Genomic DNA, 20648 nt, shown 5'->3' on the forward strand with positions numbered 1-20648 from the left:
CGCCACCGCGGAGGACGTGAACTGTCCTCTCGCGGTTGCGAGCAGATAGCTGGCGGGTCAGCCAGCAGTGTCACAACGCGGTTTCGCCGCCGGACGGCGGCGAAACCGCCCTACCTCGTAACCGCCAGTCCGACTAACCTGAAACACGGCTGAGCCAACGACAAGCACCACGCTTACTCGCCGGTCTGGACGAGCAAGACGCCGCCGAGGACGAGCGCGCCACCCGAGACCGTCGCGGCCGTAATCGGTTCGCCGAGCATCGCCGCGCCGAGCAACAGCGTCACCACCGGCTCGGCGGTGCTGACGATGCTCGCGTTGCTCGCGCCGATTCGCCGCAGGCCCGCGAAGAACGCGAGGACGGGAATCGCGGTCGCGACGACTGCCAAGGCGACGACCACTCCCCACTCGTAGGCTGTCGCCGGTACCGTGAGTCGCCCGGTCGCGCTCCCGAAGACGAGAAACGAGACGCCCGCTGCCGGGAGGACGTGGGCCGTGAGGACTTGCGGGTCAACGGTAGTGAGCGCGACCCGACTCGTCGTGATGTAACCCGCGTACACCAGCGCGGCTCCGAGGACGACCGCCACGCCGCGCACGTCCGCGCCTGCCGGGTCCGCGCCCGTGACGAGCGCCACGCCCGCGAGCGCGGCACCGAGCGCGGCGACCGTCCGGCGCGTGACTCGCTCGTCGAGTCCCAACGCCGCGATACCGACGACGAACACCGGGTACGTGTAGAGGAGGATGCCGACGAGGCCCGCGGTCATGAACGTCAGACCCCAGAAGTAGAGGCCGCTCTGGGCGGCGTATCCGACCGCGCCGAGTCCGAGTCCGAGCGCGAGCGAGCGACCGCGAAGGAGCCGAAGGTCGCCGCGGACGCCCAGCAAGAGCCACACGACTACGGTCGCGAGCAGAAACCGAAACACCAGCACGGTCGCTATCGAGAGGCCCGCGGTGTCCGCGAGTTTCCCGAAGATGCCCAGCGTACCGAATCCGGCGGCGGAGACCAGCACCAGCGCGGTTCCGAGTCGGTCCACGCTCGGCGTTCGAAGACGGGATACAAAACCGATTCGACTAAACGATGTCCGTCCAATCTCGGGCACGATGAACGCGCTGGCGAGTCTCGAAGAGCGCACTCCGCCGATGGCCGCCCTCGCGGTCGCCATCGTGGCGGTCAGCACCAGCGCCATTCTGGTCCGATTCAGTGACGCGCCGAGCATCGTCAAGGCGCTCTACCGCGTGGTGTTCACGACGCTCGCGCTCGCGCCGTTCGCCGCGACGTACTACCGCGACGACCTCCGGCGACTCTCGGCCAGCGATTTCGCAATCGCGGTCGTCACGGGGGTCGCGCTCGCGGCCCACTTCGCGACGTGGTTCGAGAGTCTGGAGTGGACCACGGTCGCCGCCAGCGTCACGCTCGTCCAGTCCCAACCGCTGTTCGTCGCCATCGGCGCGGCGGCCCTGCTCGACGAGCGAATCACCCGCCAGATGGTCGGCGGCATCCTCGTCGCGGTCTGCGGCATCGTCTTCATGTCGCTCGGAGGCTTTCTGTCGGGGGCCGCGCTCGCGGGAGCGCGGCCCCTGTACGGAAACTCGCTCGCGCTGGTCGGTGCGGTCATGGCGGCGGGGTACGTCCTCGCCGGGCGGTCGCTCCGCCAGCGGGTCGCGCTCGTTCCTTACGTCACCGTGGTCTACACGGTCTGTGCGGTGACACTCCTCGCGGTCGCGCTCGCGCAGGGCGAGACCGTCGCGCTCACCGCTTACCCGCCGAGGGAGTGGCTTCTGTTCGTCGGGATGGCAATCGGCCCGGGTATCTTCGGCCATACGGTCATCAACTGGGCGTTGAAGTACGTCGAGTCGAGCGTGGTTAGCGTCTCCCTACTCGGCGAACCGGTGGGTTCGACGTTGCTCGCGCTTGCGCTTCTGGGCGAGGTTCCGGGGGTGTTTACAGTCGCGGGCGGTGCGGTCGTCCTCGCGGGTATCTACGTCACCGCGGCCGGGCGGCCCGGCGGGGAGTGAGCCGCGAGGGGCGAGCGACCCGATTTTTCGGCGTTCGAAGTCGGGTAGGACGACGCTAGTGACGAGTAAGCCCGTCCGGCGGTCGGAGTCCGGGACGGACTATTCTCCGGCAGACGACGTATAACAAAGGTCGAATCGGCGAAATTCGGGGTAAACCGCCGTACAGTTCGGTGGACATCAGACGCGGCGCTGTCGGACGGCCGTCCGATTCGAGCGACGGGCCGTTCGTGCGCCGCAACCCCGCTACAATGACCCGGATACGAACCTACCCCGTACTCGTCGTAGTCGTCACGCTCCTGCTGGTCGCGTCGGTCGTCTCGCTGTCGGGCGGGACAGCGACGGCGGCGGAGAACACCTTCGTCGTCGAGCAGGGCGACGACTGCTTCGAGGTGTCCCCCCTGCAGGGCGACGAAGACGTCGAATCGTTCTACGACTACCGGAATCCGCTCAACAGCGACGAATACACCTACAGCTCGTACATGCCCGACCACCTCCCGCGCGAGGACGCGAGTCGGATGTTCCTCTACGACGGCCCGGACGGCGTGAGCCTCGTGATGGTCCACAACGAGCGCGGCGGGACCGGTGGCGGGAGCGCCGCGACGTTCCGGTTCAGCGGCTTGCCGGACGACGGCGAGTGGGCCATCGTGGACGACAACTACGACGGCCGAGACGACCGCATCTCCCGAAATCGAATCGACTGGACGTGGTACGGCGACCGGACCGACGGCGGGGCGTTCAACGGTCTCGACGACGCGGGCACCGAGATAACGGTCACTCCCGAGTTCAACGAAGACGCCGCGCTCTACGACGACCTCGACAGGACCGGCGAACTCACCGCGTGGGAGTTCCTCACGGGAAGCCTCGGCGGTCCGGACGTGGAGGGCCTCGACATGGACCGCCCGGTCACGATTCGGGCGGGCCACTGCACCGACGAGACGCCGCCGAACGCCGACCTCTCCGGGAGCGACGGAGTCGCCGGATTCCCGGTCTCACTCGACGCGAGCGCGTCGAGCGACAACCGCGGTATCGAGGAGTACCGGTGGGACTTCGACGGCGACGGCGAGGTGGACCGGACGACCGAGTCCGCCCAGGTCGAACACACGTACGACGAGACCGGCGAGTACCGCGTCGGCGTGACGGTCGTGGACGGCGGCGACAACACCGACGCGGCGGCGACGAACGTCACGGTCGAGACAGACGACCCGCCGGACGCCGAACTCGAAGTCGCCACCGAGTCGCCGACCGAAGGGTTCGAAACCGTCCTCGACGCGAGCAGTTCGACCGACGACGTGGGAATCGCGGAGTACCGGTGGGACTTCGACGGCGACGGCGAGGTGGACCGAACGACCGAGTCCGCCGAAGTCAGTCGCGTCTACAACGAGACCGGCGATTTCGACGCAACCGTGACGGTCGTGGACCGCGGCGGATACAACGACACCGCCGAGGTCGGCGTCTCCGTTGGGGAGGACGAACCGCCGGACGCCGAACTCGAAATCTCGTCGCCCGACGACCCGGTCGAGGGCGAGCAGGTCGTCTTCGACGCGAGCAATTCGACCGACGACACCGGCATCGCGGCGTACCGGTGGGACTTCGGCGACAACGAGACCGCGACCGGCGAGACCGTGACCCACCGGTACGACGGCAACGGAACGTTCGAGGTCACGCTCGAAGTCGTGGACGAGGGCGGCCAGAACGCGACCGAGACCGAGGATGTGGAAGTCCTGCCGCCCGACACGACCCCGCCGGAGGCCGACGCGAGCGCGGACCGCGAGGAAGTCGAGGCTGACGTGGACGTCACGTTCGACGCGGGCGACTCGACCGACGACCGCGAAATCGCGGGCTACGAGTGGGACTTCGGCGACGGCGAGACCGCCACCGGGCAGAACGCGACCCACGCCTACGGGTCGGCGGGGACGTACAACGCGACGGTGACGGTCATCGACGGGAACGACAACGCCGACACCGCGAACGTCACGGTCGAGGTGACGCCCGCTCGCCCGCCGAACGTGACCGCCTCGGTGCCCGAATCGGTCGAGTTCAACGAGACGGTCGAGGTCGAGGGGTCGGCGAGCGACCCGAGCGGCATCGCGAGCTACGAGTGGGACTTCGGCGACGGAACGACCGCCGAGGGCGAGGATGCGAGTCACGTCTACGAGTCGCCCGGAAACTACACCGTGACGCTGACCGCGACCGACCGCGGGGGTCACGTCAATCGGACCGCGGCGCAGGTGACGGTCGAAGCCCCCGACACGACCCCGCCGACGGCGCGCCTGACGGTCGGCGAGAACGAAACCGCGGTCGGCGATTCGGTGACGTTCGACGCGAACAATTCGACCGACGACGAGGGCATCGCCGAATATCGCTGGGACTTCGACGGCGACGGCGAAATCGACGCGACCACCGAGGACGCGACCGAGAGCCACGAGTACGACGAAGTCGGGAACTACACCGCGACCGTGGTCGTCGTGGACGGGAACGAGAACGCCGCGAACGCGAGCGTTGGCATGACCGTGGAAGCGCGGGAAAGTCCGTATCCCGGTGACGGCGACGACGGGAACTCGGGTGACGGTGATGATGACTCGGGTGGCGGCGGTTCGGGTGGCAGTTCGAGCGGCGGTGGAGGCGGAACGGGAGCAGGACCACCGTCCATCATCACCACGCCCGAGGAGCGCGGGCCGAACGCGGCCGCGGTAGACGTGCGAAACGGCCGGGCCGACGAGGAGATTCGGGCCGCCCTGCCCGAGAGCGAGGTCGCCGACGAATCCGGCGTGCGGTTCGAATCGGTGACGGTCACGCTGGGGAGCGACGACCCGCACTTCGTGGTCGAGACCGAGCGCGACGCCGAGAACGCGAGCGAACTCCGGACCGACGAACTCCTCGGGTCGCTCGGGGTCGGCGCGGCGTACCTCGATTCCGAGACCGTCGAGACCGCGAGCTACGAGGTGGTCGTCTCGCGCGACCGCCTCGACGACGCCGGACTCGCACCGGGCGACCTCGCCGCTTTCCAGCGAATCGACGGCGAGTGGCGGGAAGTGAACGCGACCGTCGAGCGGCGCGACGAGGGAATCGTTCTCCGGGCGGACACGGACGCGCTCGCGCCCGTGGCGGTCGGCGGCGACCGCGCGGTGACGCTGACTGACGCCTCGCTCGACGCCGAGGAAATCGCGGCCAGCGACCCGGTGACGGTGACCGCGACTGTCGAAAACGAACGGGACGAGTCGGTCGAAACCGCGGCGAATCTCACGGTCGATGGCGAGGTCGTGGACTCGAAGACGGTCGAACTCTCCGGGGGCGAGACCGCGGACATCGCGTTCGAGCACCGACTCGACCCCGGCACCCACGAGGTCGGCATCGACGGCGAGCGCGTCGGAACCGTAGCGGTCGCCGACCCGGTGGCCGACATCGCGGTCGCCGACGTGGCGCTCAACGCATCGACCATCGCGCCGGGCGAGCAGGTCGAAATCACCGCGAACGTCGAGAACGAGGGCGGGGCCGCGGGCGAACACGACGTCACGCTCACGATGTTCGGCGAGGACCTGGAGACGCGGACGGTCGAAGTCGCCGGGGGCGAGACTGAGGCGGTCACCTTCGTTCAGGAGGTCGGCGCGGAAGGTGAGTACACCGTCGAAGTCGGTGACCGGACCGCGGAGTTGGTCGCCGAGGACGAACAGGCGACCGACGACCCGCAGGACGGGGCGAGCGCGCCGATTCCCGGCTTCGGCGCGAGCGCGACGGTCGTCGCGCTCGCGGCGGCCGTGCTGGTCGCCCGGTGGCGGCGCTCCGGGTCGGCGTAGTTCGGTGACACGAACCGTCGGAATCGGCCGGTGACACGATTCGCCCCGAATCAGTCGGTGACGCCGACGGGGCGGAGGCTTTCGAGGTGGTCTTTCGCTTTCTGCGTTCGTTCGATTCTGTCGAAAAATAAATAATTAGCGTGCGTCCTGCTCGATAAAAAAAGCGGACGCAGCACGGTAGCTCCGTCTGTTTTGTGCCGAGGGTTCTGACCCAACCGCTCAGTAGACCCGCAGATGTATCGCGGTTACGGGAGAGAGACTCGGTCAAACAGTCCCGGATAATCAGTGACGAGTCCATCCGAATCAACCGGTAGTTCGGCGGTGAAGCCACTCGACACGTTTTCATACCGGTACCGCCCACCATTCTCGCCGATCGGTTCGAGGCAGGTGTACCGCTGAGAGACTGCCTTGACCTGTAATTCGGGCACCGTAATATACGCGACCTGCACCTCGGCTGACTCGTTCTGGTCAAGTTCCAATCGTCGAATTGGTAGCGTATTGCTGAACGGCGTTACTGAAATGTCTACGTCGATACATCCGTTCAGCGTCGATACCTCCATTCCTCGGCCATCGGACCATTTGCCTCCCCCATCGGCCCGAAGTGTTCTCGATTCTGACTCTCGGCCGAGAGTGGCAACGTCCACTCGCTGAACGTGATATCGGCGGTCGCACTCGACCTCGTAGCGGATACGAAACGGCGCGCCATCGACCGACCCGATAACGAAACTCTCAGCAGCGGCACCTGCTGAGTCCTCGATGAGATGTAGAGATTCGATTCCAATCCCGTCAACCGGTGACCAAAATACGTCTTGATTCATACACGGAGTGGTGCTGGGCGCGCGAACACGATCCCGGTTTCCATACGTACTTTTCTGTCTCTACCGGTCTAATATCTTTCCGGCCGAACCGCCTTCCGTGCGACACACATGCCCTGTACTGCGCAATTCGACCAGAGACCAACTCAACGAAGTCCATGCTGAATACAGAGACGTATTCACCACGCACCGTGAAACCCATCACTCCCGGAGAGTTTCGACAAGGCCGACCACTCAGTGCGACTTCGATTCCGCGTATTCGGGGCGCTCTTCGTAGTCGATGGGGTCGCGAACGCCGACGTTTTGGAACGCCTGCAATCTGAAGGCGCAGGCGTCACAGGTCCCGCAGGCGGGGGATTCCGCGCGGTAACAACTCCACGTGTGCTCGTAGGGGACCCCGAGTTCGACGCCGCGCTCGGCGATGTCGGTCTTCGAGCGGTCGGCGAAGGGAGCGCGAATTTCGATGTGGGTGTCGTCCTTGGTGCCGGTGTCCACGACGCCCTGAAACGCCTCGAAGAAGGCCGGGCGACAGTCGGGGTAGCCCGAGAAGTCCTCGGAGTGCGCGCCGATGAACACCGCCTCGCAGTCGTTGGCCTCGGCGTACGACACCGCCATCGCGAGCAGATTCGCGTTCCGGAACGGGACGTAGGAGGTCGGGATGTCCTCCGAATCGAGGTCGGCGTCGGCCACGTCCATCTCGTCGTCGGTCAGGCTCGACCCGCCGATGCGGGCGAGGTGGCTGGTCTCGACGCGGAGGAAGTCGGCGGCGTCTATCTCGTCGGCGAGTCGCTCGGCGCACTCGCGCTCCTTGTTCTCGGTCTCCTGTCCGTAGGAGGTGTGGAGGAGGTAGAGGTCGTAGCCCGCTTCGGCGGCGTGGTAGGCCGCGGTGGCGCTGTCCATCCCGCCCGAGGCGAGGACGACCGCGCGCTTTCCGGCGGTTCCGTCGGCGTCTGAATCGCTCATGCGTGACCACTAGCGCGGCGGCGAGATGAATCGTGCGGTCCGCGCAAAAAAGCGGTCGGCGTGAACCGACGCGCGCCACGAGAGACGTGTGAACAGCACAAGCGTTTACCTCCCCGAACACGCACGTCGGCACATGACGACGTTCCTCTCGGGGGGCACCGGAACCCCCAAGCTCTTGGCGGGGGCCGAGTCGGTGTTCGACCCGGCCGATACCACGGTCGTCGGGAACACGGGCGACGACGTGGAGTTGGGCGGCCTGCTGGTCTGTCCCGACATCGACACCGTGCTGTTCGAACAGGGCGGCGTGCTCGACCGCGACCGCTGGTGGGGCATCGCCGACGACACGACCGAGACACACGACGAACTCCGCGCGCTCGCCGACGCCGCCGGTCTCGACTCCGGCCCGCGATACCTCCCCGACGACGCCCAGACCGCGGGCCGCGACCTCGCCCGGTGGCGGCGCTTCTCGGGGGTCGCCGAGTTCATGGAACTCGGCGACCGCGACCGGGCGGTCCACGTCACTCGGACGGGCCTCCTCGACGAAGGCAAGTCACTCACCGAAGTCACCCGAACCCTTGCCGACGCCTTCGACGTGCCGGTGGACGTGGTGCCGATGAGCGACGACCCGGTGGCGAGCATCGTTCACGCACCCGAGACCTCCGACTACGCCGACGAGATGCACTTTCAGGAGTTCTGGGTCGCCCACCGCGCCGCGCCCGAAGTCGAATCGGTCGAGTTCCGGGGCGCGGGGGACGCGTCCCCCGCGCCCGCCGCGCTCGGGGCCATCGAGGAGGGGCCGGTCGTGGTCGGCCCGTCGAACCCCGTGACGAGCATCGGTCCCATCGCTGCCATCGACGGCCTGCGCGAGGCGCTCGAAGACGCTACGGTCGTCGCCGTCTCGCCGTTCGTAGAGGACGAGGTGTTCTCGGGTCCCGCCGCGAAACTGATGGACGCGGTGGGCTACGACCCCTCGACGGCGGGAGTCGCGGCGGCGTACCCCTTCGCGGACGCCTTCGTGCTGGACGACGACGACGCCACCGACCTCGACCGGCCGGTGGTCCGAACCGACACGAGAATGGATGACGAATCCGACGCCGAGCGCGTGGCCGAGGCGGTCGCCGACGCGCTGGAGGTGGCCTGATGTTCGAACCGCGCGTGGCGCTCGCCAGTCTCAGCGGCGAGTCGGACGCCGAGTGGGCAAAATCGGGAGCCGAGTTCGCGGGCGCGGCGTTCCTCGGCGGTATCGCGCTCGATGGCCCCACCCGAGAGGCCGCCCGGGAGTTGGTCGCCCGCGACCGCGAGGAGTTCCTGCCCGACGACCCCGTCGAATTCGCCGAGCGCCAGTTAGCCGCCCTCTCGGACGCCAACATCCGGGCGGGCGTCAACGTCAGGACGACTTCGCTCGGGCCGCTCCGGGAGGTCGCCAAGGTCTGCGCCGACCGCAACGCCATTCTGGAACTCAACGCCCACTGCCGACAGGACGAGATGTGCCGAGTCGGAGCGGGTGAAACCCTCCTCTGCGATTCCGAGCGACTCCGCGAACAGGTCGCAGTTGCGGCAGACGCAGGGGCCGACGTGAGCGTGAAAGTCCGGGCGGAAGTGCCGGGCGCGGACCTCCCGGAAATCGCGCGGACGATAGCCGACGCCGGAGGCGACGCGATTCACGTGGACGCGATGGACTCGAAAGGAGTGATTGCCGAAGTCGCCGACGCCGCCGACCTGTTCGTCGTCGCCAACAACGGAGTGCGCGACGAAGCCACGGTCCGGGAGTACCTCGCCTACGGCGCGGACGCCGTGAGCGTCGGCAGGCCGAGCGATACTCCCGAAGTTCTCCGGAAAGTCCGAGACGCGACCACAGCGTGGTTCGCGGGCGAGAAGGAAGAAACGGAGGTGCGCGCATGACGCCCGCCGAGAACGCCCAGTTGGCGCTCCTACTGGAGGTCTCGGGCACGCCCAAGCCCGGCAACGTGGACCGCGAGCGCGACTTCCCGGACCTCCGATTCGAGCACTTCCTCGCTGGCGCGGTGGGCGCGGGACCGGGCCTGCGCGCGGCCGAGGGCGGCGCGCCCGTGGGCGAAGCGTTCGAACAGGCAGTCGCGGGAATGAGCCAGCAGGAAGGCGGCAACACCCAGTTCGGCGCGCTTCTCCTGCTCGTCCCCCTCGTGCGGGCCGCCGCCGACGGCGACCTCTCGCCGGAGGGCGCGACCCGCGTGGTCGAGAATACGACGGTCGCGGACGCCGCCGACTTCTACCGGGCGTTCGACCACGCCGACGTGTTCGTCTCCGACCCGCCGGAAGACGCCGAGGCGCTTGACGTTCGCCGGGGAGCCGACGCGATTCCTGCAGTCGAGGAGCGCGACCTCACGCTGTACGACGTGCTGGCGCTCGGCGACGACGCTGACGACGTGGCCGCCGAGTGGACCGGCGGCTTCGAGCGCACGTTCTGGGCCGCCGACCGAGTCGCCGACCTCGCCGCGCTCGATACGCCGGTCACTGCGAAGGGCGCGCAGGTCTATCTCGAACTCCTCGCGCGCGAACCCGACACGCTCGTCGCGAAGCGCCACGGCCGAAAGGTCGCCGAGAGCGTCAGAGTTCGCGCACAGGAGGCGCTCGAAGGCGGCCCCGAGGTAATCGAGGCGTTCGCCGATTCGCTGGTCGAAGACGGCGTGAATCCCGGCACGACCGCCGACATCGCCGCGGCGGGCCTGTTCGTCGCGCTGGCGCGCGGGGAGGTGTCGGTGTGAGTTCGGACGCCGACTGGCCGGTCGAGTTTCGCGGCGTCACCGAATCTGTCGTGACCACGCTCGGCCCGAACGGCCTGTGGAACGTCGCGGCGCTCGGCCTCCACCCGCCCGAAGAGGCCGGGAATCACGTGACCGCCAGAACCTGGGGGAACACCCGAACCCGTCGAAACTTCCACCGGCAGGGCGGTGGCTACGTCCAGTTCGTTCGCGACCCCGTGGTGTTCGTGGACGCTACCCACTCGATTTTCGAGGTCGAAGCGCCGGTCCTCGACGCCGCCGACGCGTGGGTCGAAGTCGAAGCCGAACAGGTGGACTCGGGCGAATCGGGCGGCACGTCGTGGGAGGAATGGGAACTCCGACCGCGTGACGCGGGCGTCGAGCGCGAAGTCGTCCCGATGATACGTCGCGGATTCAACGCCGTGGTCGAAGCGACGGTCGCGGCCTCGCGATTCGGCGTGGACGCCTACGACCAGGCCGAACTCCGGCGGCGATTTGACTACTTCGTAGAAGTGGGCCGCAACTGCGGCGACGACCGCGTTCAGAAGGCGCTCGACCGACTCGCGGAGTCCGTCGATTCGTAGCGCGCGACCGGCCGGGAAACGCCCGCGGCACCTTGACGGGCCTCAGAAGGTGTCTTTGCGGTCGATTGTAACGGTCCAGTCCGGAATCTCCTCGGGCGCGTATCGCAAGTCCCAGACGCCTTCTACGTCCTTTCCCTCCCCGAACGACCGAAGGACTAGCTCTTCGAGTTCTTCTTGAAACGCAGCGTCGTCGATGTTTTTGTTATCCATGACTATCGGGCGAGAGTTGGTCTTGGCGAAGCCTCAGAAGGCAAGTGTATTCAGGGTTACGCATTACCACGGTGACCGACGACCGCGAACGAATGGGTTTAAGGTTCGCAACGGAAAACTGTCGGGTATGCCAATCAAGCCCGACTACGTCAAGAAGACTGGCACCATACTGCTCGACCGATACCCCGAAGCCTTCACCAAGGACTTCGACCAGAACAAAGAGAGCGTCACGAAACTGACCAACATCGAGTCGAAGGGCGTCCGCAACCGCATCGCGGGCTACGTCACTCGGAAGAAGTAAAACAACCTTTTGCTGCGGGAGGCGCATAAACGCGCCTCCCTTGCAAAACGTTGATGAAAAACACGGCGTCACCTCCTCCTTCGCTTGGCGGTGCGCAGAGCGCACCGCCTGCGCTCAGTCGAAGGTTCCTTGGTCCGCTCCTCGCTACGCTCGTCGCGGTACAATCACTTGTACTCTACCGCAGGGGAAGGTCGAAGCTGTCGAAACAAATGTCGTTTCGCCCGGCGATACTTTCCACGGGTCACACCGTAATCCACCGCGAGCGAACGCAGTGAGCGAGCGGACCAAGGAACCTTCGACTGAGCGAGAGCAAGGCGGCGGAGCCGCCTTGCTCGAAGCGAAGGAGGAGGTGACGCAGGATTTTCATCGACGTTTTGCCAGCGAGCGCCTCTTGGGGCGCGAGCGCAGCAAAAGGTCGTGTGCAGTAAAAGGTCGTTGTGCAAGAACCAAGGGTATCCAAACCGTTTTCCTGCCGTAGCGCTCACCCACGACAATGACCGTACGAGTCGGTATCCTCGGTGCGACGGGCGCGGTCGGCCAGCGAGCGATTCAGTTGCTGGACGGCCACCCCGAGTTCGAACTGGCGGCGGTAACGGCGAGCGAATCGAGCGCGGGTCTCTCCTACGGCGAGGCCGCGAAGTGGCGCATCGACGCCCCGATTCCGGAATCGGTCGCGGACCTCACGGTGCGCGAGACCGACCCCGACGCGGTGCCCGACGACGTGGACCTCCTCTTCTCGTCGCTCCCCTCCGGCGTGGCCGCCGAGGTCGAACCCGGATTCGCGGAGGCGGGCTACGTCCTCTCGTCGAACTCCTCGAACGACCGGATGGCCGACGACGTGCCGCTCGTGATTCCCGAAATCAACCCCGGCCACCTCGACCTGCTCGAAGTCCAGCGCGACGAGCGCGGGTGGGACGGCGCGCTCGTCAAGAACCCCAACTGCTCGACCATCACGATGGTCCCGACGCTCTCGGCGCTCGCCCAGTTCGGTCTGGAGCGCGTCCACGTCTCGACCCTCCAAGCGGTCTCGGGCGGCGGCTACTCCGGCGTGACCTCGATGGAAATCATCGACAACGTCCTCCCGCACATCGGCGGCGAGGAGTCGAAGATGGAGACCGAATCGAAGAAGCTCCTCGGCACCTTCGACGGCGCGGAACTCGACCACCACGCGGTCGAGGTGTCGGCGTCGTGCAACCGCGTGCCGACCATCGACGGCCACCTCGAAAACGTCTGGGCCGAGACGGCCGACGACGTGTCCGCAACTGACGTGGAGGACGCCTTCCGCGGCGTCGAGAGCCTCGACCTGCCGAGTTCGCCCGACCCGCTCATCGAGGTGTTCGACGACCCGAACCGACCGCAACCCCGACTCGACCGCATGGTCGGCGACGGAATGGCAATCGCGGCGGGCGGCGTCCAAGAGACCGCGAGCGGCGTCCAGTACAACACGCTGGCGCACAACACGATCCGCGGCGCGGCGGGCGCGGCGGTGCTGAACGGCGAACTGCTGGCGAGCGACGGCTGGATTTAATCGGGGTCGGCGACCCGACACTTTTTCGTTTCGCGCTCGAAGGGAGTCGTATGTCGGCCGACGCGACGCCCTCCGACGCGACCCTGTCGTGGAGTCACACCTCCGAGGAGTCGCGACTTCTCCGGGCGCTCGTCGGCGTTCCGAAGGGCGTCATCGACGGCGGCCTGCTCGCGTTCGTCATCGGAGTCGTCGGGGCCGCGCTTTTGCTGGTCGTCAACGGAAGCTACGCGCTCGGAATCGCGGTCGTAGTCGCGGCCGTCTTCGGCGTGGCTCGAATCGCGCCCCACCTCTTCGCGCGAATCGACGGAGAGTACGTCTTTTTCGACGAGTTTCGCGGCCCGGAACGGTGGTACGCCGCCGTCGGCGTACTCGGAGGTCTCGGCGTCCTCGCAGTCGGCGTTCGATTCGGGTCTCGGGGATTTCTCCTCGCGGTTCTCGGCACCGTCCTCGCTCCGCTACTGGTCGCTGCAGGACTCTCCTCCGAGGGCGAACTCGACGCCCGCGCGCGGACGCTGACCTACGGCGGCACCGACATCGACCTCCGGACGCTCGACGGCGTTCGCCGCCTTCCGGTCGGCGGCTACGCCGTCTACCGACTCTCGTACGTCTCCGGGGCCGCGACGTTCTCCACCCCGCGCTACGTCGTGATTCCTCAGAACGTCGATTCCGAGGTTCGCGCCGCCTTCGACGCCGGAGTCGCGGAATCAGCCGCGACTCCGGCGTCCTCGACTCGGGCGGTTCGGGTCGCGGCGCTCGGGATGGGTATTTTCTTCTTCGCGTTCGCGGGCCTCCTGCTGACCGTCGAACCGACGGGTCCGAACCCGCGGGCCGGTGGTGTGCTCTGGTACGCCGCGTCGGTGGCCGGTCTGTTCGGCGCGCTGTTCGTCGGCATCGGGATACGAACCGAGTGAGTCGAAGGCGCGGTGCACCGACACTCAGGCCACCCGATTTTTCAGTTCCTCGCCGTCCGCCAATCGACCGACGTTCCCGGCCACGATGTCGGCCTGCCGGGCGTAGTACTCGGGCGTGTGGCCCGAGCAGTGGGGCGTGATGAGGCAGTTCTCGAAGTTCCAGAGCGGGTGAGTCTCGGGCAGCGGTTCGGGGTCGGTCACGTCGAGCGCCGCGCCCCGGACGTGGTTGCTCCGGAGCGCGTTCACCATCGCGTCGGTCTCGACTACCGGCCCGCGCGCGACGTTGACGACGACCGAATCCGACGGGAGGGTCGTGAATTCGGCCTCGCCCACAAGTCCGCGAGTGGTCTCGGTCAGCGGACACGCCAACACGAGGTAGTCGGTCCGAGCGAGCGCGTCGTGGAAGTCCTCGGAGTCGAATCCGACCACTTCGTCGGTCGGGCCGCCCTTTTCGGGCGTGTAGCGAACCCCAATCGTCTCGACGCCGAACCCCTGCAGGCGGGAGACGACGGCCTGTCCGATGGCTCCGAGTCCGACGACGGTGACGGTGCTTCCCTTGAGTTCGTGCGACTGGAAGTGTCGCCACTCGTGATTCTGCTGTCGTCGCCACCCCTCGTGGAGTCGGCGCGCGAACACGAGCAGGTTCCCGACGACGTGTTCGCCGATGTTCGGGCCGTGGACTCCGGAGGCGTTTGTGACCGCCACGCCCCGGTCTTCGAGCGCGTCCATCGGCAGGTGGCCGGTGCCCGCGTACGCGCAGGCGAACAGTTTCAGATTCTTCGCGTGCGCGAGGAGGTCCTCGTCGATTTCCATTCCGGTCGCCACGGGAGCGTCCTCGATTCGCTCGCGCTCCTCGGCCGGGGTTCGAGCGACCCGCACGTCGGCGTCGGGCAGTCGCTCGCGGATTTCGTCGGCGTACTCGCAGACGGGCATGCCGTGGGTTCCCTTCCGAAGGACGAGAACGTCGGGCGTGTCGCGTTTTGGCATGGCGGGTGATTCGTTTGGGAGCACTAAATTCCCACCTACTGGGCCGAACTGTGGGTGTCCTCGGGTCACCCTCCGTACGGACACACGACCCACCCCATCGTTTCTCTCGAAAAACATATATTGGCCGTCATAATACGTTCCGGTCGTGAAGCTACGTATCGAGGAGTTGGGAAAAAAGTACGCGGAGGGCGCATGGGGAATCCGCGATGTCTCCCTCGAACTGGACGAAGGAATTCACGGCTTGCTGGGCCCGAACGGCGCGGGGAAATCGACACTGATGAGCATCCTCGCGACGGTGATGAAACCGACGACGGGTACCGCCTACTGGGACGGCACGGATATCGTCTCCTCGCCCGACGCCGTCCGGTCGGTGCTCGGGTACTTGCCCCAAGATTTCGGCGTCTATCCCGATTTGACCCTCGAAGAGTTTCTCGAATACGTGGCCGCACTGCGCGGCCTCGATAGCGAGACGGCGAGCGCACGAATCGACGAGATGATTTCGCTCACGAATCTGGCAGACGTTAGAAATCGAAAGCTCAAGACCTTCTCGGGCGGAATGCGTCAGCGAGTCGGTATCGCACAAGCGTTGCTCAACGACCCGGACCTCCTCGTCGTCGACGAACCGACGGTCGGACTGGACCCCGAAGAGCGAGTCCGCTTGCGAAGCGCCCTGTCGAACACCGCGTCCGGACGGGTCGTCGTTCTCTCGACACACATCGTTCCAGACGTGGAGGCGACCGCGAACAAAATCGCCATCCTCGACGGCGGTCGATTGCGAACCCACGAAACCGTCGAGGACCTCGTCGGCCGAGTCGCCGGAGACGTTTACGAATGTCTCGTCGCGCGCGAGCAACTGTCCGATATCCGAGACCGGTATCAGGTGTGTAGCACCGTACAGCGTTCCGACGGCGTCGAGGTTCGACTCCTCGCGGAAGCGCCGCCAACGGACGACGCGACACACGTCTCTCCGACGCTGGAAGATGCGTACCTCAGAACTATCGAGCGAGGGGACGCTACCTGATGCGCCGAATCTACCACGTCGCGCGGGCGGATTTCCTGCAACGAGTGCGCTCGCGCCGCCTCCTCGCCGTCCTCGCCGTCGTCGCGTACGTCGGGTATCTCGTCAACGTCGGGCAAATCGAACTCGCGTATCAAGTCGCCGACGGCCACGCGACGACGAACTTCCACGGAGTGAACACCGCCGCATTCATCGGACTGAAGGCCGGACTGACCGGGTCGGCGGTCGTCCTCTTCGGAGGGTTCTATCTGATGAAGAATACGCTCGAACGCGACCGTCTCCACGAGGTCGATACGCTGGTCGCGAGCACGTCGGTTTCCGATACGGCGTACCTCGTCGGAAAGTGGCTGAGTAATATCGCTCTCGGGGTCGTCATCCTCCTCACGCTCGGATTCGCGACGATTACCAACCACGCGGTTCACGGCGTCGGACCAACGAACCCGCTCCCGTTGTTGGCACCGCTCTTCGTGCTCGCGTTCCCGGTCTGCGCCCTCGTCGGCGCTGTTTCCCTGCTTTTCGAAACGAGCGACCGACTGAGCGGGACCCTCGGAAACATCTCGTATCTCATTCTCGCAACGTTCTCGCTCGCCGGACTGTCGGCGACCCAGAGTGCGCTTCCCGGAGCGATTCCGCTCTGGGCGAGGGCTGGCGACGTGATGGGGCACGTGGCCATATACGACCTGACGGCGGACGCGCTCCTCGCCAGCGTTCCCGACTACGGCGGCGGTGTTCCGTCCATCGGAACGCTCGACGGCGACGAGACGTTCCGCTACGACGGCGGCAGTTGGCCACCGTGGATATATCTTCAGCGAGCAGGACTGGTCGTTCCCGCCGTCGCGGTCGTACTCGGTGCGACGGCGCTGTTCGAGCGAACGCCGTCGTTCGAATCGTCTGACGGCTCCGGATTCGTCTCGCGGATAGCCGCGAAAATCCCGTCGGTCGCTTGGAGAGGCGATGCTGTCGAAGACGAAACCGAACCGCGCTCGGTCGATTCCATCTCGCTCACATCGGTCACGGACCGCGACGCCGGTGGATTCGGCCGGGTCGTCCTCGCGGAGGTCCGTCTCGCACTCCGGGGGCAACGCTGGTGGTGGTACGTCGGCGCGCTCGCTCTCGCCGCCGGTCCGATTCTCGCCCTCGCTAACGGTGGGTCGTCGGAGGCCGCAGTCGCTCCCGTTCGGGCTATCGTCCTCCCGCTCGCGTTCGTCTGGCCGATATTCGTCTGGTCCGAAATGGGCGTTCGAACCGTCAGACACAGGATGACGGCCTTGGTCCTGTCGTCGAGGTATGCGCGAAAACAGCTCGTCGCAGAGTGGCTTGCGGGCGTCGTCGTGGCGATGGGTATCGGCGCTGGCGTGCTCGTGACGTTCGTCGCCACCGGCCAGACGGAACTGCTCCTCGGATACGCTGGTGGCGTCTTCTTCGCTCCGTCGCTGGCAATCGCGACCGGAATCTGGAGTCGGTCCTCGTGGCTGTTCGAAGTCGTCTACCTGATGGTGTGGTACGTCGGGCCGCTCAACGGTGCCGTCCCGCTCGACTTCGTCGGCTCGACGGCCGGGAGTATCGAGCGCGGCGTCCCGCTCGCGTTCGTCGGCGCGAGTCTCGTCCTGTTCGGGACTGCGCTCGTCCGCCGACGGGCAGAAATTCAGTGACGTGCGTCAGTATCGGTGTCTCGATACGTCGTTCTCGATACGCGAAGCTCGCAAAATAACGGCCTTAGAATGCTCCGTCAGGGATTTGAACCCTGGTCACAGGCTCGAAAGGCCCGAATGATTGGCCGGACTACACCAACGGAGCGTTCACCTCTATCCGGGGCGTTTCCCGGACGCATTTTGACGGATGACCCGCATGCTTATAAACTCCACTAAATCGGTCGCAGTGTGGTGGAAATCAACACACCGGATGTGGTATCGTCCTAACCACTTGCTTCAAAGAGCAGTTCTATCGGGGCGTCGAACTCAATGAGTCCGTGGTCGGCGCGACCGTGACATCGTTTGCACAGCAGAACGAGGTTCTCCTCATCATGTGCAGCATCAACTGAGAGGTCCTCGGCTTGTCGGAATACTCGAACCGGAACGAGATGGTGAACTTCGAGACGACGATCCAATCCGTCATGGTTACAGTATTGACAGACTTCGTCACGCTCTCTGACGTTGTCTCGTGCGACGGACCAGCCAGCACCGTAGTGGTGGCTGTATCCACCCCGCCAGTTGGGATTCGATTTTCCTGCAGTCGATTCGCTCATCTTTTGTCGGGTCGCTTTCGACCGAGTCGTTCCTTCAAGTGAGTCGGCGATTTGGTCACGAACGCTCTCTGGTATCTCTTTTCCTTCGTGGGATTCGGACATTCGCCGACGCGTCTCCGCCGAAAACGACCGGCCTTCCAACGATTCAGAAATCTTCTGCTTCACCTCTTCAGAGCGTTCCCGACCGGACATCGGATGATTCTCGCCGCGCATCTCTCGCGTCGAGATACCGAACCGCTATATTCTCGTACAGTCGTCGCCGAGATGCCGCATTCCTCGGCAATCTCCTTCTGCGTAAGACCTTCGTCCCAGTACTTGCGTTCCAGCCAATGTCCGCTTCGATACCGCTTCATATATAGTCACTATCGACTACACTTGTTATAAATTTCGGGATTCGAGACGAACAACGAAGGCGGACAAAAGCAATCAAAAACCGAGAGAACGACGCTTACTTCCCTTCGAACTCAGGCTCACTTCCGTCGGAGGCAAGCTCCGACGACGGTCGCCTCACTTCCCTTGGAAGTTCGGCTCCCCGTCGCCCATGAACGCCGTGATGCCCTCCATCAGGTCGTCGGTGCTCATGAGGTGGCCGAACGCTTGGGACTCGACTTCGAGGCCCGCGTCGGTGTCGTCGCGGCCCGCGAGCATCGCACGCTTGGTGTATCGCTGGGCGACCGGCGGTCCGGCGGCGAGGTCGGCGGCGAACTCGAAGGCGCGGTCGTCGAAGTCATCGACTTCGACGACTTCGTTGACGAAGCCGTACGATTCCATCGTCTCGGCGTCGAAGCGGTCGGCGGTGAAGATGATTTCCTTCGCGCGCCCCTCGCCGACGATGTGCTTGAGTCGCTGCGTGCCGCCCCATCCGGGGAGCAGACCGAGGTCGTGTTCGGGTTGGCCGAGTTCCGAGCGGTCGGTGGCGATGCGGATGTCGGCGCAGGTCGCCATCTCCATCCCGCCGCCGAGACAGTAGCCGTCGATGGCCGCGAGGACGGGCATCGGACACGTTTCGAGTTTGCCGAAGGTGTCCTGGCCCTTCTTCGAGAGTTCGACCGCTTGCAGGGGGTCGCCGCCGCCCGCGGCCATGCTCTGTACGTCCGCGCCCGCCGAGAACGCCTTGTCGCCTTCGCCCACGAGCAGGAGCCCGCGCACGTCGTCGTCCTCCGAGAGCGCCTCAACGGCGTCGCCGAGTTCGTCGAGGAGTTCCTCGCTGATAGTGTTCATCCGGTGGGGTCGGTCGATGACGACCTTGCCGACCATCTCGCCCGGTTTCTCGACGCGGATGGTGTCGTAGTCGTACGCGCCCTCGTCGCTCTCCTCACCGTCAGCACCACCGTAGAAGCCGCCTTCCTCGGCGGCCTCGCGCAGGTAGTCGGTCGGCGCGTAGCGGTCGGCGTCGGTGTCCTCGAACAGCGCGTCGAGGGTTTCCACGAGCGCGTCGAGACCGGCGTCGTCGGCCATCTTCGCCGGGCCGTCGGGGAAGCCAGCACCGAGCATGACCGCCTCGTCGATTGCGTCGGGGTCGGCCACGTCGTTCTCGATGAGTTTCGCGACTTCGTTGGCCATCACGGCCTGCAGGCGACGGACGGCGTCCTCGCTCCCGGCGTCGGTCGGGATATCGACGCCGCCGTTCTCGTAGTCGTAGAAGCCCTCGCCGGTCTTCTTGCCGAGTTTCTCGTCTTCGACTTTCTCGACGAGGAGGGGGCAGGGTTCGTAGGCGTCGCCCAGCACGTCGTGCATGTAATCGAGGACGTGGTAGCCCACGTCGATTCCGACCTGGTCGGCGAGTTCGAAGCTCCCCATCGGGAGGCCCATGTCGAACTTGGTGGCGCTATCGACCTCCGCGACGGTGTAGTCGCCGGATTCGACCATCCACGCCGCCTCGTTCATCAGGGGAACGAGGATGCGGTTCACGATGAATCCGGGGCTGTCCTTGCGGACGCGGACGGGCGTCTTGCCCATCTCCTCGGCGAGAGCCTCGGTCACGTCGAGCGTCTCGTCGTCGGTGTGGGCACCCGAGATGACCTCGACCAACTGCATCCGGACCGGCGGATTGAAAAAGTGCATCCCACAGAACCGCTCGGGTCGCTCGGTGACTTCCGAGAGTTCCGTGACCGAGAGGCTGGACGTGTTGGTGGCGAAGATGGCTCGGTCGGGCGCGTACTCCTCCAGTTCGGCGTACACGTCCTTCTTGATGTCCATCTTCTCGGGGACGGCTTCGATGACGAAGTCGGCGTCCGCGACGGCGTCCTCGAAGTCCACGATGGGAGTCACTCGTTCGAGGGCGTCGTCGGCCTCCTCGTCGCTTAGCTGGTCCTTCTCGGCCAGTTTCCCGAGGCTCCACTCGATTTGGTCGTAGCCGTTCTGGACGAACTCCTCTTTGATGTCCCGGAGGTTCACGTCGAACCCCGCGAGGGCCGCGACTTCCGCGATGCCGTGGCCCATGTTGCCCGCGCCGAGAACCGCGACGGTGTTGATATCTTCGACTTCCATGTTCGTACGCTCACCTGCCGGCCGTTTCAACGTTTCCCTCTCGAAGAT

At 65.7% G+C, this 20648-nt stretch carries 19 protein-coding genes and 1 tRNA gene; 11 read left to right on the plus strand and 9 right to left on the minus strand.

The genetic code is table 11. The annotated features are described in order from the left end of the window. Positions 1-173 precede the first annotated feature (173 nt). The gene (locus EKH81_RS09135) at positions 174-1031 is read right to left on the minus strand and encodes a DMT family transporter (protein ID WP_238392154.1); all 858 of its coding nucleotides are present in this window, start codon (positions 1029-1031) and stop codon (positions 174-176) included. A 67-nt stretch (positions 1032-1098) separates the two neighbouring features. On the opposite strand from EKH81_RS09135, the gene EKH81_RS09140 reads away from it, so the two are divergent. Together EKH81_RS09140 and EKH81_RS09145 are read left to right on the plus strand one after the other, a co-directional pair. After that, the gene (locus EKH81_RS09140) at positions 1099-2013 is read left to right on the plus strand and encodes a DMT family transporter (protein WP_132058243.1); all 915 of its coding nucleotides are present in this window, start codon (positions 1099-1101) and stop codon (positions 2011-2013) included. 248 nt (positions 2014-2261) lie between these two features. Next, entirely contained in the window at positions 2262-5807 is a 3546-nt protein-coding gene (locus EKH81_RS09145) for a PKD domain-containing protein (RefSeq protein ID WP_132058244.1), read from the plus strand. 245 nt (positions 5808-6052) lie between these two features. Here EKH81_RS09145 and EKH81_RS09150 read toward each other — a convergent pair whose 3' ends face one another. Both EKH81_RS09150 and queC read right to left on the minus strand, forming a co-directional pair. Next, positions 6053-6625, minus strand: a complete 573-nt coding sequence (locus EKH81_RS09150; RefSeq protein WP_132058245.1) for a putative glycolipid-binding domain-containing protein — start codon at positions 6623-6625, stop codon at positions 6053-6055. 231 nt (positions 6626-6856) lie between these two features. Continuing rightward, complete coding sequence (gene queC, locus EKH81_RS09155; RefSeq protein ID WP_132058246.1) at positions 6857-7585, minus strand: 7-cyano-7-deazaguanine synthase QueC; 729 nt, start codon at positions 7583-7585, stop codon at positions 6857-6859. 133 nt (positions 7586-7718) lie between these two features. Here queC and cofD point away from each other — a divergent pair, with 133 nt between their 5' ends. The 4 genes from cofD to EKH81_RS09175 are packed head-to-tail and all read left to right on the plus strand — an operon-like array spanning position 7719 to position 10910. Further along, positions 7719-8726, plus strand: coding sequence for a 2-phospho-L-lactate transferase (cofD, locus tag EKH81_RS09160; protein WP_132058247.1), 1008 nt, complete (start codon positions 7719-7721; stop codon positions 8724-8726). Beyond that, on the plus strand, positions 8726-9487 hold the full coding sequence (locus tag EKH81_RS09165; RefSeq protein WP_132058248.1) for a tRNA-dihydrouridine synthase: 762 nt from the start codon (positions 8726-8728) through the stop codon (positions 9485-9487). The genes cofD and EKH81_RS09165 overlap by 1 nt, the downstream gene beginning before the upstream one ends. Beyond that, positions 9484-10329 (plus strand): triphosphoribosyl-dephospho-CoA synthase, encoded by an 846-nt coding sequence (locus EKH81_RS09170; protein WP_132058249.1) that lies wholly within the window; start codon positions 9484-9486, stop codon positions 10327-10329. The genes EKH81_RS09165 and EKH81_RS09170 overlap by 4 nt, the downstream gene beginning before the upstream one ends. Continuing rightward, positions 10326-10910: a DUF447 domain-containing protein gene (locus EKH81_RS09175; protein WP_132058250.1), complete on the plus strand. Its 585-nt coding sequence runs from the start codon at positions 10326-10328 to the stop codon at positions 10908-10910. The genes EKH81_RS09170 and EKH81_RS09175 overlap by 4 nt, the downstream gene beginning before the upstream one ends. 42 nt (positions 10911-10952) lie before the next feature. Here the strand turns inward: EKH81_RS09175 and EKH81_RS19320 are convergent, their stop codons facing one another. Next, on the minus strand, positions 10953-11120 hold the full coding sequence (locus EKH81_RS19320) for a hypothetical protein (protein ID WP_202935103.1): 168 nt from the start codon (positions 11118-11120) through the stop codon (positions 10953-10955). 127 nt (positions 11121-11247) lie between these two features. Between EKH81_RS19320 and EKH81_RS09180 the strand changes: the two genes are divergently transcribed. From EKH81_RS09180 to EKH81_RS09190, 3 genes are all read left to right on the plus strand, one after another. Next, on the plus strand, positions 11248-11421 hold the full coding sequence (locus EKH81_RS09180; RefSeq protein ID WP_132058251.1) for a 30S ribosomal protein S17e: 174 nt from the start codon (positions 11248-11250) through the stop codon (positions 11419-11421). Between the two features lie 493 nt (positions 11422-11914). After that, positions 11915-12949 (plus strand): aspartate-semialdehyde dehydrogenase, encoded by a 1035-nt coding sequence (asd, locus tag EKH81_RS09185; protein ID WP_132058252.1) that lies wholly within the window; start codon positions 11915-11917, stop codon positions 12947-12949. A 50-nt stretch (positions 12950-12999) separates the two neighbouring features. Then, the gene (locus tag EKH81_RS09190; protein WP_132058253.1) at positions 13000-13860 is read left to right on the plus strand and encodes a hypothetical protein; all 861 of its coding nucleotides are present in this window, start codon (positions 13000-13002) and stop codon (positions 13858-13860) included. 24 nt (positions 13861-13884) lie between these two features. On the opposite strand, the gene EKH81_RS09195 is transcribed toward EKH81_RS09190, so the two are convergent. After that, the gene (locus EKH81_RS09195; protein WP_132058254.1) at positions 13885-14847 is read right to left on the minus strand and encodes a D-2-hydroxyacid dehydrogenase; all 963 of its coding nucleotides are present in this window, start codon (positions 14845-14847) and stop codon (positions 13885-13887) included. A 145-nt stretch (positions 14848-14992) separates the two neighbouring features. On the opposite strand from EKH81_RS09195, the gene EKH81_RS09200 reads away from it, so the two are divergent. Both EKH81_RS09200 and EKH81_RS09205 read left to right on the plus strand, forming a co-directional pair. Next, entirely contained in the window at positions 14993-15868 is an 876-nt protein-coding gene (locus tag EKH81_RS09200; RefSeq protein WP_132058255.1) for an ABC transporter ATP-binding protein, read from the plus strand. Next, complete coding sequence (locus tag EKH81_RS09205; protein ID WP_132058256.1) at positions 15868-17517, plus strand: hypothetical protein; 1650 nt, start codon at positions 15868-15870, stop codon at positions 17515-17517. Before EKH81_RS09200 ends, EKH81_RS09205 begins: the two co-directional genes overlap by 1 nt. 70 nt (positions 17518-17587) lie before the next feature. On the opposite strand, the gene EKH81_RS09210 is transcribed toward EKH81_RS09205, so the two are convergent. From EKH81_RS09210 to EKH81_RS09225, 4 genes are all read right to left on the minus strand, one after another. After that, positions 17588-17662, minus strand: a tRNA-Glu gene (locus tag EKH81_RS09210). A gap of 118 nt (positions 17663-17780) precedes the next feature. Further along, complete coding sequence (locus EKH81_RS09215) at positions 17781-18323, minus strand: NUMOD3 domain-containing DNA-binding protein (protein ID WP_132058257.1); 543 nt, start codon at positions 18321-18323, stop codon at positions 17781-17783. Further along, positions 18272-18463 carry a LuxR C-terminal-related transcriptional regulator gene (locus tag EKH81_RS19840; RefSeq protein WP_132058258.1) on the minus strand — a complete coding sequence of 64 codons (192 nt, stop codon included), beginning with the start codon at positions 18461-18463 and terminating at the stop codon, positions 18272-18274. The genes EKH81_RS09215 and EKH81_RS19840 overlap by 52 nt, the downstream gene beginning before the upstream one ends. A gap of 154 nt (positions 18464-18617) precedes the next feature. Continuing rightward, positions 18618-20600: a 3-hydroxyacyl-CoA dehydrogenase/enoyl-CoA hydratase family protein gene (locus EKH81_RS09225; protein ID WP_132058259.1), complete on the minus strand. Its 1983-nt coding sequence runs from the start codon at positions 20598-20600 to the stop codon at positions 18618-18620. Positions 20601-20648: the final 48 nt, after the last annotated feature.

It is taken from the genome of Halorussus amylolyticus (assembly GCF_004143485.2).
GTDB lineage: Archaea > Halobacteriota > Halobacteria > Halobacteriales > Haladaptataceae > Halorussus > Halorussus amylolyticus.

Excerpts from the sequence above, each read along its gene's own strand:
- EKH81_RS09140 (WP_132058243.1), top strand. The coding sequence starts at position 1,099 with ATGAACGCGCTGGCGAGTCTCGAAGAGCGCACTCCGCCGATGGCCGCC.
- EKH81_RS09145 (WP_132058244.1), top strand. The coding sequence starts at position 2,262 with ATGACCCGGATACGAACCTACCCCGTACTCGTCGTAGTCGTCACGCTC.
- EKH81_RS09150 (WP_132058245.1), bottom strand. The coding sequence starts at position 6,625 with ATGAATCAAGACGTATTTTGGTCACCGGTTGACGGGATTGGAATCGAA.
- queC (WP_132058246.1), bottom strand. The coding sequence starts at position 7,585 with ATGAGCGATTCAGACGCCGACGGAACCGCCGGAAAGCGCGCGGTCGTC.
- cofD (WP_132058247.1), top strand. The coding sequence starts at position 7,719 with ATGACGACGTTCCTCTCGGGGGGCACCGGAACCCCCAAGCTCTTGGCG.
- EKH81_RS09165 (WP_132058248.1), top strand. The coding sequence starts at position 8,726 with ATGTTCGAACCGCGCGTGGCGCTCGCCAGTCTCAGCGGCGAGTCGGAC.
- EKH81_RS09170 (WP_132058249.1), top strand. The coding sequence starts at position 9,484 with ATGACGCCCGCCGAGAACGCCCAGTTGGCGCTCCTACTGGAGGTCTCG.
- EKH81_RS19320 (WP_202935103.1), bottom strand. The coding sequence starts at position 11,120 with ATGGATAACAAAAACATCGACGACGCTGCGTTTCAAGAAGAACTCGAA.
- EKH81_RS09180 (WP_132058251.1), top strand. The coding sequence starts at position 11,248 with ATGCCAATCAAGCCCGACTACGTCAAGAAGACTGGCACCATACTGCTC.
- asd (WP_132058252.1), top strand. The coding sequence starts at position 11,915 with ATGACCGTACGAGTCGGTATCCTCGGTGCGACGGGCGCGGTCGGCCAG.
- EKH81_RS09190 (WP_132058253.1), top strand. The coding sequence starts at position 13,000 with ATGTCGGCCGACGCGACGCCCTCCGACGCGACCCTGTCGTGGAGTCAC.
- EKH81_RS09195 (WP_132058254.1), bottom strand. The coding sequence starts at position 14,847 with ATGCCAAAACGCGACACGCCCGACGTTCTCGTCCTTCGGAAGGGAACC.
- EKH81_RS09205 (WP_132058256.1), top strand. The coding sequence starts at position 15,868 with ATGCGCCGAATCTACCACGTCGCGCGGGCGGATTTCCTGCAACGAGTG.
- EKH81_RS09215 (WP_132058257.1), bottom strand. The coding sequence starts at position 18,323 with ATGCGCGGCGAGAATCATCCGATGTCCGGTCGGGAACGCTCTGAAGAG.
- EKH81_RS19840 (WP_132058258.1), bottom strand. The coding sequence starts at position 18,463 with ATGAAGCGGTATCGAAGCGGACATTGGCTGGAACGCAAGTACTGGGAC.
- EKH81_RS09225 (WP_132058259.1), bottom strand. The coding sequence starts at position 20,600 with ATGGAAGTCGAAGATATCAACACCGTCGCGGTTCTCGGCGCGGGCAAC.